Source organism: Paenibacillus sp. J22P15, from assembly GCF_056269345.1.
Genome location: NZ_JBWDNT010000007.1, coordinates 140,173 through 157,506 on the forward strand (window position 1 = coordinate 140,173; position 17,334 = coordinate 157,506).

16 protein-coding genes are annotated in these 17,334 nt (G+C 47.3%); 13 read left to right on the top strand and 3 right to left on the bottom strand.

Features of this window, described 5'->3' with window-relative positions; genetic code table 11:
- Positions 1 to 85 precede the first annotated feature (85 nt).
- The 5 genes from rnhA to folE all read left to right on the top strand — a co-directional run bounded on the left by rnhA (position 86) and on the right by folE (position 3,207).
- Entirely contained in the window at positions 86 to 520 is a 435-nt protein-coding gene (gene rnhA / locus AC0YN6_RS16925; protein WP_475748230.1) for a ribonuclease HI, read from the top strand.
- Positions 521 to 1,702 carry a tRNA epoxyqueuosine(34) reductase QueG gene (queG, locus tag AC0YN6_RS16930; protein ID WP_475748231.1) on the top strand — a complete coding sequence of 394 codons (1,182 nt, stop codon included), beginning with the start codon at positions 521 to 523 and terminating at the stop codon, positions 1,700 to 1,702. It abuts the gene before it with no gap.
- Positions 1,695 to 2,228, top strand: coding sequence for a methylated-DNA--[protein]-cysteine S-methyltransferase (locus tag AC0YN6_RS16935; RefSeq protein WP_475748232.1), 534 nt, complete (start codon positions 1,695 to 1,697; stop codon positions 2,226 to 2,228). Before queG ends, AC0YN6_RS16935 begins: the two co-directional genes overlap by 8 nt.
- A 127-nt stretch (positions 2,229 to 2,355) precedes the next feature.
- Positions 2,356 to 2,577 (top strand): YneF family protein, encoded by a 222-nt coding sequence (locus tag AC0YN6_RS16940; RefSeq protein ID WP_053372732.1) that lies wholly within the window; start codon positions 2,356 to 2,358, stop codon positions 2,575 to 2,577.
- A 36-nt stretch (positions 2,578 to 2,613) separates the two neighbouring features.
- Complete coding sequence (gene folE / locus AC0YN6_RS16945) at positions 2,614 to 3,207, top strand: GTP cyclohydrolase I FolE (protein ID WP_475748233.1); 594 nt, start codon at positions 2,614 to 2,616, stop codon at positions 3,205 to 3,207.
- A gap of 61 nt (positions 3,208 to 3,268) precedes the next feature.
- On the opposite strand, the gene AC0YN6_RS16950 is transcribed toward folE, so the two are convergent.
- Both AC0YN6_RS16950 and AC0YN6_RS16955 read right to left on the bottom strand, forming a co-directional pair.
- Positions 3,269 to 4,363 carry a Fe-Mn family superoxide dismutase gene (locus AC0YN6_RS16950; RefSeq protein ID WP_475748234.1) on the bottom strand — a complete coding sequence of 365 codons (1,095 nt, stop codon included), beginning with the start codon at positions 4,361 to 4,363 and terminating at the stop codon, positions 3,269 to 3,271.
- Positions 4,364 to 4,445: 82 nt separating this feature from the next.
- On the bottom strand, positions 4,446 to 5,501 hold the full coding sequence (locus AC0YN6_RS16955; RefSeq protein ID WP_475748235.1) for an alpha/beta hydrolase: 1,056 nt from the start codon (positions 5,499 to 5,501) through the stop codon (positions 4,446 to 4,448).
- A 253-nt stretch (positions 5,502 to 5,754) separates the two neighbouring features.
- On the opposite strand from AC0YN6_RS16955, the gene AC0YN6_RS16960 reads away from it, so the two are divergent.
- A complete protein-coding gene (locus AC0YN6_RS16960) occupies positions 5,755 to 6,498 on the top strand; it encodes an IclR family transcriptional regulator (RefSeq protein WP_475748236.1) in 744 nt (247 codons plus the stop codon).
- A gap of 147 nt (positions 6,499 to 6,645) precedes the next feature.
- Here the strand turns inward: AC0YN6_RS16960 and acnA are convergent, their stop codons facing one another.
- Complete coding sequence (gene acnA, locus AC0YN6_RS16965) at positions 6,646 to 9,357, bottom strand: aconitate hydratase AcnA (RefSeq protein WP_475748237.1); 2,712 nt, start codon at positions 9,355 to 9,357, stop codon at positions 6,646 to 6,648.
- A 370-nt stretch (positions 9,358 to 9,727) separates the two neighbouring features.
- Between acnA and AC0YN6_RS16970 the strand changes: the two genes are divergently transcribed.
- From AC0YN6_RS16970 to AC0YN6_RS17000, 7 genes are all read left to right on the top strand, one after another.
- A complete protein-coding gene (locus AC0YN6_RS16970; protein WP_475748238.1) occupies positions 9,728 to 11,047 on the top strand; it encodes an amidase domain-containing protein in 1,320 nt (439 codons plus the stop codon).
- A 23-nt stretch (positions 11,048 to 11,070) separates the two neighbouring features.
- Positions 11,071 to 12,186 (top strand): D-alanine--D-alanine ligase, encoded by a 1,116-nt coding sequence (locus AC0YN6_RS16975; RefSeq protein WP_475748239.1) that lies wholly within the window; start codon positions 11,071 to 11,073, stop codon positions 12,184 to 12,186.
- A 634-nt stretch (positions 12,187 to 12,820) separates the two neighbouring features.
- Positions 12,821 to 13,138, top strand: coding sequence for a hypothetical protein (locus tag AC0YN6_RS16980; RefSeq protein ID WP_475748240.1), 318 nt, complete (start codon positions 12,821 to 12,823; stop codon positions 13,136 to 13,138).
- A gap of 3 nt (positions 13,139 to 13,141) precedes the next feature.
- Positions 13,142 to 14,170 carry a UV DNA damage repair endonuclease UvsE gene (uvsE, locus tag AC0YN6_RS16985; protein ID WP_475748241.1) on the top strand — a complete coding sequence of 343 codons (1,029 nt, stop codon included), beginning with the start codon at positions 13,142 to 13,144 and terminating at the stop codon, positions 14,168 to 14,170.
- Positions 14,171 to 14,269: 99 nt separating this feature from the next.
- Complete coding sequence (locus tag AC0YN6_RS16990) at positions 14,270 to 15,088, top strand: sulfite exporter TauE/SafE family protein (protein WP_475748242.1); 819 nt, start codon at positions 14,270 to 14,272, stop codon at positions 15,086 to 15,088.
- 107 nt (positions 15,089 to 15,195) lie between these two features.
- A complete protein-coding gene (locus AC0YN6_RS16995; protein WP_475748243.1) occupies positions 15,196 to 16,050 on the top strand; it encodes an inositol monophosphatase family protein in 855 nt (284 codons plus the stop codon).
- Positions 16,051 to 16,149: 99 nt separating this feature from the next.
- Entirely contained in the window at positions 16,150 to 17,310 is a 1,161-nt protein-coding gene (locus AC0YN6_RS17000) for a PQQ-dependent sugar dehydrogenase (RefSeq protein ID WP_475748244.1), read from the top strand.
- Positions 17,311 to 17,334 lie beyond the last annotated feature (24 nt).

Here is a 17,334-nt window from a genome sequence, read left to right on the forward strand (position 1 = left end):
CTTACGAATAAGGTTTGCTAACGCAAACCTTAGGTAGATGCTTACGAAGTAAGTTTGCTAACGCAAACTTTTAGGAGGGATTCTTATGAAGGACGTTATGATCTATACAGACGGTGCATGCTCTGGCAACCCGGGTCCGGGCGGCTGGGGAGCGGTGCTGTTTTTTGGCGTTCATCAGAAGGAGATTTCGGGCGGCGAGAAGCATACAACGAATAATCGTATGGAAATTCAAGCGGTGATCGAGGGCTTGAAGCTGTTAAAGGAGCCCTGTCAGGTGAAGGTATATAGTGATTCTGCCTACGTGGTGAATTGCTTCCAGAAGGGCTGGATCAACGGCTGGCTGCGTAACGGGTGGAAGAACAGCAAGAAGGAGCCTGTTGAGAACCAAGAGCTGTGGAAAATGCTTTGGGAGCTAATGCTGCGGCATAAAGTAGAATACGTAAAGGTAAAAGGCCATAGCGATAACGAATGGAATAATCGCTGTGACGAGCTAGCTCGTGCAGCAATTAGAAGGTTATAGATGATGAAAGATAGATGGACAAAGCTGAAAGAAGAGATGCTTGCAGCGGCACCAACCCTAGGCATCGACAAGATAGGAATCGCGTCAGCGGATCCGTTCGTTTCATTGAAGCAAATTTTACTGAGGCATCGCGAGCTCGGAAGAGAATCTGGCTTTGAAGAGCCGGATATTGAGAAGAGAACGAATCCAGCATTGTTATTTGAGAATCCGCAGTCGATTATAGCCATTGCAGTTGCGTATCCTTCCAAGCTGAAGGATCCTCCTAAATCGGAACCGGGAGCAAGGCGCGGCATTATGTCACGCTCGGCGTGGGGTGAGGATTATCACCGGGTTTTACGGGATCGACTAGCTAAGCTGGAGGCATGGCTGAGGGAGCGTATTCCCGATCTGCGTGTAGAAAGTATGGTTGATACCGGGGCATTGTCAGATCGAGCGGTCGCTGAGCGTGCAGGCATTGGTTGGAGCGCAAAAAACTGCTCCATTATTTCACCGGAGCTTGGCTCATGGATGTACCTCGGAGAGATGATTACTAATATACCGTTCGAACCAGATGAACCCATTACGGAAAGCTGCGGCAGCTGTACCAAATGTATTGATGCTTGCCCTACGGATGCGTTGGTTGGTCCGGGCCAATTGAATTCAAGCCGTTGTATATCCTTCGTAACACAAACTAAGGGAATGCTAACAGACGAATTCATGCGAAAAATCGGCAATCGCCTATATGGATGCGACACTTGCCAAACCGTTTGCCCGATTAACCGCGGGAAAAACTGGACCCACCAAATAGAGCTGCAGCCAGATATGGAATTAGTAAAGCCGCTACTAGTGCCGCTTCTTACGATAGGGAACAAAGAATTTCAAGCGAGATATGGACGTACCTCCTCCGCTTGGAGGGGCAAAAAACCGATCCAGCGTAATGCCGTAATCGCACTTGGCAACTTCAAAGAGGCAAGCGCTGTGCCGGACTTGATTCGAGTGCTGGAGCAAGATACAAGGCCGGTGCTGCGCGGTACGGCAGCATGGTCGCTTGCTAGAATCGGCGGAGAACAAGCAAAGTCCGCTTTGCTTGGAGCATCCATGAAAGAAACGGATGAGGAAGCGCTGCAAGCCATCGCGAATGCGCTAGCTCAATTAGACGCTATAACCGAAGTGAACTCGGAAGCAGGTGGAGCAGGTGAGTGAACGTCTTTATGCAGCTGAAATCAATTCACCTATTGGGAAGCTGACAATAACGGCTTCGGATAAAGGGATTTGTCACTTGGATTTTGTACAATATGATTTGGCTTCTGAGGGACTAGAGAAATGGGCGGTGCGCCACTTTGGACAAGATGGAGCGGACATTACGCAGGTCGATGCGGCTTCCGAGCCGCAGCTAAAAGAAGCGGCCAGACAGCTGGAGCTTTATTTTGCCGGACAGCTTCAGCAATTCGATCTGCCAGTTCAGATGTACGGTACACCGTTTCAGCAGAAAGTATGGGCAGCGTTACAGCAAATACCTTATGGAGAGACACGTACCTATAAGGATATCGCAGTAATGCTGGATCAGCCTGGCGCCATGCGTGCCGTAGGTGGAGCGAACAATCGCAATCCAGTCTCGATTATTGTGCCTTGTCACCGCGTTATTGGAGCGAATGGTCAAATGGTTGGTTATGGCGGAGGTCTGCCAATCAAAATAGCGCTGCTTGACATAGAAAAGAGACACCAATAGCAGCACGAAAAAATGTAACAAAAAGGTTTTGCAGAGCGCTAGTATGTTCATTGCGAACACGAGGTGAACATGCTATCATGGGAACATTATACACAGCTGGAGATTTAGAAAGGGTCAGGTGAAAGGTATGTCTTGGGTTAACATTGTAGTACCAATCGTTACTTTAATAGCAGGAGCTGTAGGGGGCTTTTTTGTCGGCGTATTCTATCTGCGGAAGCAGCTTGAAAAAATGCAAAATGATCCTGAAATGATTCAGAAGATGGCTAAGCAAATGGGCTACAATCTGAATAAACAACAAATGCAAAAAGCGCAGCACATGATGAAAAATCAAAAGATGCCTCGCAGATAAACAAATGCGCGAGGGGACCGGAAGGAGAGTTCAGAAATGGCGGGAAAGAAAGATTACGTCAATTCGAGTGTTTCGAGCAACCGGGAGCAAATTGAACATCACGTAAGAGAAATATTGAAGCTTGTTGGTGAAGATGTAGATCGTGAAGGTTTACTAGAAACGCCTGCTCGTGTAACTCGGATGTATGAAGAGATATTTGCCGGTTACGAGGTTGATCCTCGTGAAGTATTGGGTGTTACGTTCGATGAGCAGCATGAAGAGCTTGTCATCGTAAAAGATATTGTCTATTACAGTCAGTGTGAGCATCATATGGCTCCGTTTTTCGGGAAAGCGCATATTGGCTACATTCCTAGCGGCAAAATCGCAGGGCTCAGCAAGCTTGCTAGGCTCGTAGAGGCAGTTACCCGCCGCCTGCAAGTGCAGGAGCGAATTACATCGCAAATTGCCGATATTCTTACGGAAGAGCTGCAGCCGCATGGCGTTATGGTCGTCGTGGAAGGCGAGCACTTGTGTATGTGCTCACGCGGCGTGAAGAAGCCTGGCAGCATGACAGTTACCTCTGCCGTGAGAGGCGATTTCCGCAGCAATGCAGCACTTCGCTCAGAGTTTCTGACTTTGTTGAAATTATAGTTGATGTATATTGAAAGTCCGACTGGAGCAGAGCTCCTATCGGGCTTTTTTTATACTTATTTTAGAAAGGCACCCATACGAGCTTACGAGCTTCCTCGAACCGTTTATTAACGAAGGGCCAATTGACTACATTCCACCACCCCTTAACGTACTCAGGCCGCCTGTTTTGGTGCTTTAAATAATAGGCATGCTCCCATACGTCGAGTACAAGTAGAGGAATAACATCCCATTGCGATAGATTCTGATGTTTCTCGGCAGTTAATATTTCAAGTCGACGGCTGCGCGGACTCCAAACTAGAATCGTCCAACCGCTCCCCTCGACCTTCGCGGCGGCTTCACTGAATTGGTTCATAAACGCTGTGAAGCTGCCAAAATCACTTCGGATTTGATGGCTAAGGAAGCCGATCGCCTCCCCCCCTCCGTAAGGCGACATGATGCTCCAGAACAGTGTATGTAAATAGTGGCCGGCACCGTTATAAGCGAGCTCTCGCTCCCAATGCTTAACGAGATCGAAATGGTTGGTTTCGCGCGCGCTCTTTAACTGCATTTCAGCTTTATTTAAACCATCTACGTAGGATTGGTGATGAAAATCATGGTGGATTCGCATCGTTTGTTCATCGATATAGGGTTCAAGAGCATCATACGGATATGGCAGGGGAGGCAGTGTATGTCCACCGATTGGCACTTGGTGTACTTGCGGGACTATCGCTCGATACTGACTAATGCCTGAACTGGGCATGGATTGGCGATATGAGCTTATTAAGCCGATATAATAGTTTGATTCACGAATCGCATGTGAAATGACGGATTTGGTCACATCGGAAGAAATCGAAGCTGTACGCTCAATCAGCTGTGTGAGCTGATCAACATACGTGCGCGATTGCACGAGTGAAGCCTCGACAACCGCTTCAATCGTTTGTTCCATGTATGCAGGTATACGCGACGGATAGGGAAGCCATTCATCCAGCCATTGATTCGTATATTGTGCGGTATTTGAAAAAACCGGTTCCCAAGCTTGGAGAAGCTGAACATACTGGCGTTCCATCTCAGGAGCTGCCTGCAAAATAACAGCCGCATGCTCTTTCTCCTGCAGCTTCCAGTGTCTAACTAATTCCATGACGCGAACGGGCATGAGCGTTCCATAAACAAAAAGCACGACCATCGCCTCCTTTTGCCGCAACAAGTGCATCTATGTTAGATGTATTCGTTGCTATGCGGGCTTATGTCGTGCTTATTTATTATGCTCGTTCTGCTTGGAGCTGTTGATCGACTTGGCTCAGGAAAAGAGCAGCTCTCTGAATATATTCACTCGGATGGACTTGAAACAGCAGCTCATGCTTGCCCTCTTGAACAATCCATGAACGAGAGAGAACATTTCCTTGCCGCTCAGCAATGGCTTCGGCTGTCTGGTGCGGTGCTTTCACGTCGTTAGTACCGTGAATAATAAATAATGGGATATCGTAACCGTTCGATATTACCTCACTTGCCGGAATAGAACCGAAGCTTGTGCCTGTCCAAAGTGGAATCATGGATTCAATAAGCGGCAAAGAGAATTGCGGCAATGTAACGAATTGATTTAAATTATCAAATAGCGCCTCAGGACTTGGGATGAATAAGCTGTCGAGTATCATCGCATCAATTTCATCGGTTTGAAGTCCTGCTTGTAGTGCCGTTCCTGCACCCATTGAGAAGCCCCAGACGACGATATCCTCAGCCCCGCGTGATTTAGCATAATCAACTGCAGCAAGCAGCTGCTGCGACTCCTCAAGGCCGCCTGTGGCCGGAGCTTTATATTCCTTCGATGCATAGCCGTAGTCAAACAACAATATATTATAGTTTAAACCGTGCAGCAGCTTGGAGAGCTCGTACATCGGTACCCAGGATTCCTCGCGATTAGCGCCATATCCATGGCTGAAAACAACAGTTCTTGTGGAAGGAGCCAGCTCGCTCTTATCGGTATTTGCGGGGATGAACCAGCCGCTAACCGTCGTATTTCCGCTTTTACTCGGGAAAATGACATCCTCGTAGTCAAGGCCGATAGCCGCTTGCGGATTGGATGATAGTGGAGCCACATAAGGATAAGCCAGCATCCAAGCGACATAGCCATGAAATATAATGACAGCAATGAGGCACATTGCTGTAAGAGAAGCAATGGAAGCGACAAGCAAATGCTTGCTGCGGCTTTTTGTTTTGCGCTGCTGCGAAAGCTGATCAGAATCTCCCAGTGGGAAGGGATGAAGGTTTTGCGGAAATCTTCCTTCAAGTGGCAATGGTGTCATTATAGTCGTGCTCATGTCGTTGTCCTCCCTCTGTTAGTAACCGTCCATTAGACTCATATATCCGGATGATGTAAGCGCTTTTTATTTTATAGTACTTTCATCGTAGTCCGGTCCTATAAGCCTGTCAATTGATGTCGAGGTAATGTTAATTAGTTGTAATATTACTGTAATGTAATCAAACTTTCTTTACGTTAATGGAAGTGATGAGTTATACTAGATGAGAATTAGTTTCATTGCATGAAACTTTTTGAGAGGGAGCTGTGGCTGCATGGAAGATGGGAAATCAACGGTTCGGGCAGTGGACCGAGCGCTTGATATATTGCTTTGCTTTATTTCAAAAACGGACTTGGCGATGACAGAAATTGCCGAGCAGGTTGGTCTGCACAAAAGCACGGTACACCGGATGCTCGCCACACTCGAAGAGAAAGGCTTCATTGAGCGTGACCGCTCGACAGACCGATACCACTTGGGACTCAAAATGTGGGAGCTGTCGGCCAATTTATCACGTTCAGATGATCAAGCAACAATATGGCTGCCTGAGATGGAGCGTTTACGCGACCAGCTAGGCGAGACCGTTAGCATATACGTAAGAGACGGCTCTGAGCGGATTCGGATGCAAGCTGTGCAGAGCAATCAGCCGGTTAGGCGTGTAGCGCCTGTCGGCGTTAGGCTGCCGCTTTATGCAGGAGCATCGAGCAAGGTACTTATTGCTTATTCAGATCCGATTGTACAGGAAAGCATTTTTGGAGATCCGGCATGGCTGTATTCCGTTGACTTGGATCAATACAAGCAGCAGCTGGAAGAGATCTGCTTGCAGGGATATGCAACCAGCTTTGAGGAACGAGAGACGGGAGCGGCAGCTTTGTCTGCGCCTATTTTTAACAGGACGGGGAAGCTGACAGCTGCATTATCCGTATCTGGCCCTGCGAGCAGGTTGACGATGGAAACGATGAGGGATTACGCACCCGTTATGATGGAGTCGGCCAAACGGATGGGTACGATGATTGTATAGAATGTGGTATCCATGGTTGCTTCTCCAGAGAGGGGCGTGTCTCCACACTATTAGCCGTAGGTTCGTTCATTAACCAAAAAATGAAAAAAGAGCTTTGCCGACGGATCGGCAAAGCTCTTTTTTGATGCTGCGCAAGAAGCGCATTTATTACATGTTAGCGATCATTTGACGAAGTACCGTTTGAAGGATACCGCCATTGCGATAGTAATCAACATCAACTACCGAGTCAAGACGCACAATTGCAGGGAAATCAAATGTCGTACCGTCTTCGCGAGTAGCTGTAACAGTAACTTGAGCACCTGGTGTAACGTCGTTAGACAAGCCAACGATGTCAAATGTTTCACGGCCTGTGATGTTAAGTGTCTTCCAGCCTTGACCTTCTGGGAATTGGAGTGGCAATACACCCATACCAACCAGATTGGAGCGATGAATACGCTCGAAGCTTTCAGCGATAACTGCTTTAACACCTAGTAGGAATGTACCTTTTGCAGCCCAGTCACGCGAGCTACCAGTACCGTATTCTTTACCAGCAAGAACAACAAGGTTTTTGCCTTCGTTTTGATATTTCATCGATGCATCGTAGATCGACATTACTTCGTCTGTTGGAAGGTAAGTCGTTACGCCGCCTTCTGTGCCAGGAGCGACTTGGTTACGAATACGAATGTTCGCAAACGTACCGCGCATCATTACTTCATGGTTACCACGACGTGAGCCGTATGAGTTGAAGTCTTCGCGTTTTACGCCGTTTTCGATCAAGTATTGACCGCCTGGGCTGTTAACAGTGATATTACCAGCTGGAGAGATATGATCCGTTGTTACGGAATCGCCCATAAGCGCTAGTACGCTTGCAGCAGGGATATCTTTAATATCGGAAAGCTCGGAGCTTAGGTTTTCGAAGAACGGCGGGTTTTGGATGTAAGTTGATTTTGCATCCCACTCGTAGCTTTCGCCCTTAGGTACCGAAATCGCATTCCAACGCTCATTTTGTGTAAATACGTTCTCGTATTTGTCACGGAACATTTGCGGGTTAAGCGCAGCTGTCATCGCGTCGTTGATTTCTTGCGACGTTGGCCAGATATCTTTCAGATATACAGGCTTGTTGTCTTCAGTGAAACCAATTGGATCAGTTGTCAAATCGATGTTAGTCGTTCCAGCAAGCGCATAAGCGATAACAAGCGGCGGTGAAGCCAAGTAGTTCGCTTTTACTTGTGCGTGAACACGGCCTTCAAAGTTACGGTTACCAGAAAGTACTGCAGAAACAGTCATGTCATTGTCGCTGATTGCTTTGCTAACTTCTTCTGGAAGCGGACCGGAGTTACCGATACAAGTCGCGCAGCCATAACCAGCAACGTGGAAGCCAAGCGCTTCAAGCGGCTCGATTAGGTTTGCTTTTGTCAAATATTCTGTTACGACGAGCGAGCCCGGCGTTAGGGAGCTTTTTACGTAAGCAGGCTTCTTAAGTCCAAGTGCTACTGCTTTCTTAGCAACAAGTCCAGCGCCAACCATTACGCTTGGGTTAGAAGTGTTCGTACAGCTAGTAATAGCTGCAATCACGACTGCACCAGTGCCCATTTGGCTTACTTGACCGTCATTGTGATTAACAGTAACGAATTGCTCGATCTTCTCATCGGTCAGGCCGTAACCGCCTTTGTCGATCGGCGTACGGATGATGTTATTGAAGGATTCCTTCATTGCAGTAAGTTCTACGCGATCCTGTGGACGCTTCGGACCTGCAAGGGATGGAACGATTGTCGAAAGGTCAAGCTCAACTACGTCGGTGAATACAGGATCCGGAGTCTCATCTGTACGGAACATGTCTTGTGCTTTGTAATAAGAGCCAACAAGATCAATAAGGTCTTCAGAGCGGCCAGTTTGACGAAGGTAGCTAAGTGTTTCTGTATCAACAGGGAAGAAGCCGATTGTTGCGCCGTATTCCGGTGCCATGTTGGCAACAGTTGCACGGTCAGCAAGACTGATGTTCGACAAGCCTGGGCCGAAGAACTCAACAAACTTACCAACTACGCCTTTTTTACGCAAAATTTGAGTAACAGTAAGCGCAAGGTCAGTCGCTGTAGAGCCTTCTGCCAGCTTGCCTGTCAATTTAAAGCCGATAACTTCAGGCATTACGAAGTATAGCGGTTGGCCAAGCATACCCGCTTCAGCCTCGATACCGCCAACGCCCCAGCCAACTACGCCGAGACCATTGATCATCGTAGTATGAGAATCCGTACCTACGAGGGAATCAGGGAATACGACGGTTTCGCCATCAACTGTTTTTGTAGCTGCAACGGATGCCAAGTACTCCAAGTTAACTTGGTGAACGATACCTGTACCCGGTGGAACCGCGCGGAAGTTATCGAATGCTGTTTGTGCCCAGCGAAGGAAACGGTAACGCTCTTCGTTACGCTCAAATTCAACTTTAGTATTGTATTCAAGTGCTTCAGGTGAACCGAATGCGTCAACCATGACCGAGTGGTCAATTACAAGATCGACTGGTACGAGCGGGTTGATTTTTTTCGGGTCTCCGCCTGCTTTTTTCACAGTGTCGCGCATTGCAGCTAGGTCAACGACAACCGGTACGCCTGTGAAATCCTGCAATACGATACGAGCAGGAATGAAAGGAATTTCTTTATCTTCGCGTCCGTCAGCCCATGTAGCGAGCTGCTTTACATGTTCTGTTGTAATAGCGCGGCCGTCAAATTGACGAATAGCAGCCTCAAGCAATACTTTGATGGAGAAAGGCAGCTTGGAAATATCGCCCAGACCTTGCTCTTCAAGTCCGCCTAGACGGTAATAAGCGTAAGATTTGCCGCCAGCGTCGAGCGTTGTACGAACTGAATAATGATTTTGTGTAGACATCGTCATTCTCCTTTTAACTGTAGTCTCTGAGTTTCATTCTATGAAACACAATTTCATAATTACTATATCTATAGTATATCGTTAAAATAGTCCTTACGTAAAGTCCAATTATGTCTGAACACGCTTGTAAATGGCATTGAAAACCAACTCGACGAATGTTACATGAAACGGCAGATCGCCTCATATAATGAAGCAGTTAATCAACGTTAATCTTAAATCGATAAAGCTTGGCGGTGTTCTCATGCCGTTACGGCAGGTTAAGGCTGTTTAGCTTGAAATACAAGTACGGATAAGAATGAATCTTATCAATAGGCTTATATTTCATCTCGCAAAGAGCTTGCATTCACGATAAGGTCAAGGAGGGATTGCTATGCCGCGAACAGGTAACCGGGGACCGGTCGCTCAGGGTCAAAAGCGTAACCAAGCATCGTCCAAACCGATAGCTTCTCAGCGCAAGCCGCAACAGAAAGCATCGACACATGTTATCCAGAAGCAGCCGTCGCCTTCCGGTTTGCAAGCGGAGCGATATGCTGAGACGGGCGATCAAATGCTGAATCCTACGGAAAGGGCTAGTGTAGAAGTGAAATCTGTTAAACAGCAGCCTTCAAAATTAAATTCACTTCTCCGTTCCTCTGACTACGATCCGTATATGCAGCAAGAGAAGCTGCAAGGGTGGAAAGCTGCAGTTCATCGCTATATCAGCTTGTACAATCAAGCTGAAGCGAATCAGCATGCTTCCGTGTTGACTGATTACGTAACGGATCTCGATCATTGCGACCGTCTCAGGTGCAGGCTGGAGCGTCTTCGCGAGCGAGATTTGCTTAGAGGCGCGCTTCCAGCAGGGAGCGAAACGAAAGCAGAGCTGATACGTGTTAATGAGTCGACAAGTGAAGTTTCTGTACTTATACGGCTCCACATCAAAAGAAGGATGGAGCAGTCGGGACGATTTTACATGGAAGAAAGATCAGAGTTTGAGCGACTTTGGCTAGGTCTGTCAGGCCATTCATGGAATGTCATGCGAGTCGAACCGATTATTTCGGAGCGCAGACCGCGCTTTGGTACAGCTGTAGACAACTGGATGACCGTTGATGACTATTCGGAGCCATTTGGCGGACAATCGTCGCCATCAACACCATACTTAAATTATGACCTATTACAGCAATTCAAACACCGACCATCGGGTATTCGTTACAGGAGAGATTTGGTTGCTGCATATGCGGATCGTTGGTGGAATGAAGGGAATCCAGCGTATGAACTATTTGAGGTGAATTGTACCAACTATGTGTCGCAGTGCATCTTTGCAGGCAATGCCCCGATGAACTATACTGGTAAGAGAGAAACGGGCTGGTGGTATAAAGGCCGAAATAAGGGCAGCGAGTGGTGGAGCTACAGCTGGGCGGTATCCAATGCAATCACCAATTATTTGACCAGCTCCAAGTCTTCGGGCTTGCGCGCAGAGATTGTACAATCTGCCGAAGAGCTGCAGCTTGGCGATGTCATTACGTATGATTGGAATGGTGATCATCGTTTTCAACACAGCACCATCGTAACTGCCTTTGACTCGTTCGGTATGCCGTTAGTGAATGCGAATACCGTTTCCAGCAGGCATCGTTATTGGGATTATCGTGATTCCTATGCATGGACGGAACAAACGAAATATCGTTTTTTTCATATTGCAGATCAATTATAAATTATTGTACCGGAGGATATGCCATGGGGAGCAAGGTTAAAGTAGGTTTAGTATACGGGGGGAAATCGGGAGAGCATGAGGTCTCTCTGCAAACCGCTTACGCAGTAATGGGGGAGTTTGACTACAACAAATATGAAATCAAACCTTTCTATATTACGAAACAAGGCGAATGGAAAACAGGAGCTGTACTGCATGGTCGTCCAAGCAGCGTGGAAGAGCTGCGCCATGCAACAGGCGGGGCTGAGCAAACCGGCTTCGCACTGGCTCCGTTGTTCGCAGGCTTGAACGCAGGAGAGGATAATGCTGACGAAGAGTCGCGTGTTGACGTTATCTTTCCTTTGCTCCATGGAACATTCGGTGAGGACGGTACCATTCAAGGGCTGTTCGAAATGGCGAACATTCCTTACGTTGGAGCGGGCGTTCTCGCTTCTGCCGTTGGGATGGACAAGATTCTTATGAAAAAAGTGTTTGCCCAAGAAGGCTTGCCGCAATGCGTATTCCGCTACTTCAACCGGACGCAATGGGAGAGAGATGCATCCTACTTCATTATGGAGTGCGAGGTCGCGCTCGGCTATCCTTGCTTTATCAAGCCAGCCAACCTTGGTTCCAGTGTAGGCGTGTCCAAAGCCAAAAATCGTGAAGAGCTTATTGCTGCCGTTAATTATGCATTCCGTTTTGACCGTAAGGTCATCGTAGAAGAGTTCGTAGATGCACGCGAGATCGAAGTGAGCGTACTTGGCAATGATGATGCCAAAGCATCCTTACCTGGTGAAATCGCACCGTCTAACGAGTTCTACGACTACAAAGCCAAGTACATTGACGGAAAATCGACGATGCAAATTCCCGCACATTTGTCGCCAGAAATCACAGAGTCCGTTCGTGAGATGGCGGTTCGAGCATTCCAATCCATTGATGGATCGGGTCTGTCTCGCGTAGATTTTTTCCTTCGCAAAAGCGATAACCAGCTATTTATTAACGAAGTCAACACATTGCCTGGTTTCACACCGTTCAGTATGTATCCGCTGATGTGGAAGGAAACAGGCATTCCATATAAAGAATTATTAGACACATTAATCGCATTAGCTCTTTCGCGCCACGCTGAGAAACAACGGATCGACTTTACTGGCGACGCATCATAATCGAACTAATCAACCTACTTAAATAAAATGAATCGTGGGAAAAAGCTCTTTTATTAGTTATTTTGGTTTTTTCCAAAGTAAGCTGATAAGAGATCTTTTTTCCTTCTTTTATTGGACAAGCTTAAAGCAACTAGTCTAACTAGTCCCTAGTCCCACTTAAGAAGTAAAGCGTGTCCCGCAGGGACGAAAGCGATCCACCGCAAACGCAGCATGCAGACAACGTATTATCTCTCAAGTTAGTCCAGTTGCGGGAGTCCAGAGGGTGCAACCCTTGGGGCCCTCCCTTGGAAGGGAGGGTTTGGGTGGGTTCGAAAGTGTTTAAGTAAGTAAGTAAGTAAGTAAGTAAGTAAGTAAGTAAGTCTGAAAAGTAAAGCGTGTCCCGCAGGGACGAAAGCGATCCACCGCAGACGCAGCATGCAGACAACGTATTATCTCCCAAGTTAGTCCAGTTGCGGGAGTCCAGAGGGTGCAACCCTTGGGGCCCTCCCTTGGAAGGGAGGGTTTGGGTGGGTTCGAAAAGCCTTAAAGGTTGGTGTTAAAAGCCTTTGAAGGTTTGGTAGTAAACTCCTTTAAGGTTTGGTATTAAATCCCTTTGAAGGCCAGGTAGAAATTTCACTGAAAGGAGGGAAACAATATGGGTTTTGCAACTGAGTTTAATTCTGTCTGCAAATTTAAGTCTGAACAAGAGCTTTATGAATTGTTGGAGTATGGTCGGGGCAAAATGGTCAAGAGCGGCTTTCGCGTATTTCCGACTGGCCAGAAGGTGATTGCATATACTCCTGCCAATGAAGCGATTGCGATTGTTCGCATCTTAGCTTCCATCGCTGAAATTAATTTTCAAGGCGAGGAAGTGACACAAGTGGAGATGGAGCTCGTGAGAAAGCTAACTGAGGAAGAATCTAGAGTTCAAACGGCGCTTGCTTTTGAAATGTTTTTTGGAGAAAGGGCCTAGTCGATGATCGTTAGATTAGGCTTTGTCGCAATGAGCTTGCAGCTAACAAATGCATCACCTTCGAAAACGATGACGTTCGCGAATTTCTCGAAGCTGGGTGATCGTGAGGCGGGAATTCGGAAGCTGGAAAGATTAGCGGAAGAAAATCTGAAGAACTCACTGCGTATTTTGAAGCATAGCAAAGCTAGCGACATTCAAATGTATCGATTCTCATCGAAGCTCATTCCACTGGCTACACATGAGGAGTTTTCAGATTGGGATCCCTTCTCAGCATTAGCTCCTGCCTTTCAAGAAGTTGGCGAGTTTGTTCAGAAGCATGGGATAAGGGTGTCCTTTCATCCGGATCATTTCTGTGTATTCAGTACGCCAAGGCCTGAGGTGCTCGCGAAATCTGAGCTGGATTTGCTTAATCATGTCCGAATGTTAGAGGCAATGGGGCTGGATGAGGCGGCGAAGTGCAATATACATATCGGCGGGGCATACGGTGACAAGGTCGTAGCTGGTGAACGGTTTGTTCGCCAGTTTGGCGCCTTGTCTCCTCGTTTAAAACATCGAGTTACGCTCGAAAATGACGATAAAACGTTTAATGTTAGGGAGACTCTCGAGGCAGCCGAGCAAGTAGAGGTACCCATGGTGCTTGATATCCATCATCATGCCGTTAATACTGGTGATATTGATGATAATGAATTGTATAACAGCTTATGGCCGCGAATTGTGCGAACCTGGGACAAGGAGCGTGAGCGGCTGAGTTTACCTAATACTAGCCAGCTTCCTCCCAAAATTCATGCTTCCAGCCCCAAAAGTCAATCTGATCCGCGTGGTCATGCAGATTTTGTGGAGGCGGAGCCGCTTGTACAGTTTTTTCGCAAAGCCGCTAGATGCACCGAGTACTTGGATTGTATGCTCGAAGCTAAGAGCAAGGATGAGGCTTTAATGAAACTTATTGAAGACTTGAGGCATATGGAAACAAGCGTTGAAGGCGTCAAGGTGTTAGATGGCGGCCGCATAGAAATAACTGCTGAACCTGTGTAGCAGTATAATAACACCGTCAAGGCTTGCCTTGGCGGTGTTATTATATGCTGGAGGCATTCATATAGTCGCATCAATAGCTTACTGAAAAGGTGATTCGTGATGGAATGGATACTTCTTGTACTGCTTGGTGTTGTTGCAGCGATGTTCGGCAGTATTGTAGGGCTTGGCGGCGGAATTATTATCGTACCTATGCTCATGCTCTTAGGTCCTACACTATCGGGTGAAGCAATTGAACATGCAACAGCAGTTGGCATATCGTTAACGGTGTTAGTAGTTACGGCACTTGCTTCCACACTTAGCTATGCCAAACGCAAAATCGTCGATTTTCGCAGCGGCTGGATATTTTTTGTGACGAGCGGTCCTGCCGCTATGATTGGCTCCGCTCTGACGGGCAAACTTCCTGCGGGTGTGTTCCAGCTTGTTTTTGGTATTTTCATGCTTCTGATGGCAGCGTTATTGATTGCACGAGACCATATGAAACCGTTTACTAAACAATGGCCAATTGTCAGGACATTAACTGACTCATCAGGTGAAGTACATACATATAGCTATGGAATTGTTCCGGCGTTAGCAATCGGTTTTGGTGTTGGTCTAATGTCGGGTTTGTTCGGAATCGGAGGCGGTTCGCTTTTTGTACCGCTAATGGTACTGTTATTTCGTTTTCCTCCGCATATGGCGACAGCAACTTCTATGTTCGTAATATTTTTATCTTCGATACTGGGAAGCGGTATGCATGTCTATTTGGGTGAAACAGACTGGCTGCTGGTGCTTGCTCTAGTGCCTGGCGCCTGGATTGGCGGAAAGGCGGGGGCGGCGATTGCTGTGAAAATGAGCGGCAAGGGCTTGTTATGGCTGCTTAGAGTAACTTTACTTCTGCTTGCGGGACAATTAATCATTGAAGGCTTGCGTTCATTTTGATATGGTTGGAGTAGTCATATGTGAAACCTGATTATGGTTTTATACGTATTAATCCATAACATGGGTTTATTGGACGCGAATTTACATAGAGGGAAGAGTGATGAATCGTGAGTGATCAGAACAATGCTTCCGTCGTTGGCGGTAAAAGCTTTACTGCAGTCGCAATCAACTGTGCGTCGAAAGCAGGAGAATGGATTAAGACGAAGCTTGGTAATTACGCAAGCCTTGATATAAAGTATTCCTCGCATGATCTTGTTACAGAAATAGATAAAGGCTCAGAGCGTTTAATAAAAAATTTAGTGATGACACATTTTCCTCATCATTCGTTTTTGGGTGAGGAGGGCGTAGAGCCAGGGCCGGAAGCTTCAACCCGCGCGCTTGAGAACATTCGTGATGCAGAATATTTATGGATCGTTGATCCAATTGATGGAACGACAAACTTCGTACACGGGTTTCCGTTTTTCTGCGTATCCATTGCACTGGCACATAACGGCGAGGTCATCGTTGGTGTTGTGTATGATCCGATGAAGGATGAGCTGTTTGTCGCGGAAAAAGGCAAGGGAGCTTACGTCCATGGTAAACGGATGCAAGTATCAAAGGACGATACTCTGCGTGGCAGCTTGGTTGCCACGGGACTTCCTGCGGATCATCATTATGCGCTTCCATTGAATCTGAAAGGCATTCAGGCTGTAGCCCCGCAGGTTCGCAACCTGCGTATTGCAGGCTCCGCTGCCATGCATATGGCTTATGTCGCTGCCGGACGCTTAAGCGGATTTTGGGAGATCGGGCTTAGCAGCTGGGATTTGGCGGCAGGCTCACTGCTTGTGCAGGAGTCGGGCGGTGTTGTAAGTGATACATTTGGCAAGCCTTACAGTCTGGGCGTTCGCAACGTCGTTGCGTCGAACGGATACATTCAGGATGAGCTAATCGCGGCGCTTGCCGAAGCGGAAGCAAACGAATAAACTCGAAGGACAGCTTACTGCGACGCTCGCATGCCGGCTGTCCTTTTCTTTTGATATGACAACGAATCACTCGTAATCATTTGAAGGAGTGAATGACTAATGCTAGCAAGGAAGAGAATGAGTGCAATGGTTATGACGCTAGTATGCGTAGGCATGCTGGCTGCATGTGAGCCAAGTGAAACATCCGAGCGACCGGCATCGACTGATGCAGCGACCGATAGATCGACCGATAGACCGAAACAAACAGAGACGAGCGATACAATTACGGAGACGCCAGAAGTTGACGATGAAGCCTACACGGTTCTTGCACAAGAGCTTCGTGTACCATGGGTTATTACGTTTGATGAAGATATTGTTTATATTAGTGAACGCGAAGGAAATGTAGTGAAGGTTGATGGCGGTACGATGACTCGTCAATCGGTTCATCTGCTCAAAAGTGTACACGATCGTGGAGAGGGAGGCTTCTTAGGCTTCTTGTTAGCACCAGATTTTGCTCAGTCTAGAGAGGCTTATGTTTATCATACCTACGAAGATAACGGCAGCACCATGAATAGGGTGGTTGTTATTAAGCAAACTGGCGAGAGATGGGACGAGGTGAGAGTATTACTCGAAGGCATTCCGGGTGCTGCCAACCACGATGGCGGACGGATGGCATTTGGGCCTGACAAGCTGCTTTATGTGACAACAGGCGACGCTCAGCAGCGGGAGCTGGCTCAGGATCTTAACAGTTTAGCAGGTAAAATATTACGAATGACGCTAGATGGCGAAGTGCCTAAGGATAATCCTTTTCCCGGCTCCTATGTTTACTCGTATGGACATCGCAATCCGCAAGGTCTTGTATGGAACAGTGAAGGCCAGATGTTCAATACGGAGCATGGACCATCCGGAAGCCCTGGTGGACACGATGAGATTAATCGAATTGAAGCGGGCGGCAATTACGGCTGGACCAAAATCTATGGGGATGCAAAAAGCGATGGTATGATAACGCCTATTTATCATACAGGAGAAGCAGTCATCGCTCCCTCTGGAGCGACGATTGATGAGCACAATCGAATGCTGATTGCCACCTTGATGGGCGGGGCGCTGTATCGTTTTGATCCAGCAACGAAAGAGATGGTTGTCATATTTGAAGGCGAAGGTCGGCTTCGTGATGTGAAAATAAAGGATGGACGTATTTATGTTATCACGAACAATACGGATGGTCGCGGTACTCCGTCACAAACTGACGACCGCTTGCTGTTGTTGAAAAAACAAAAATAAAATGCTGAAGAAAATAGAAAATAT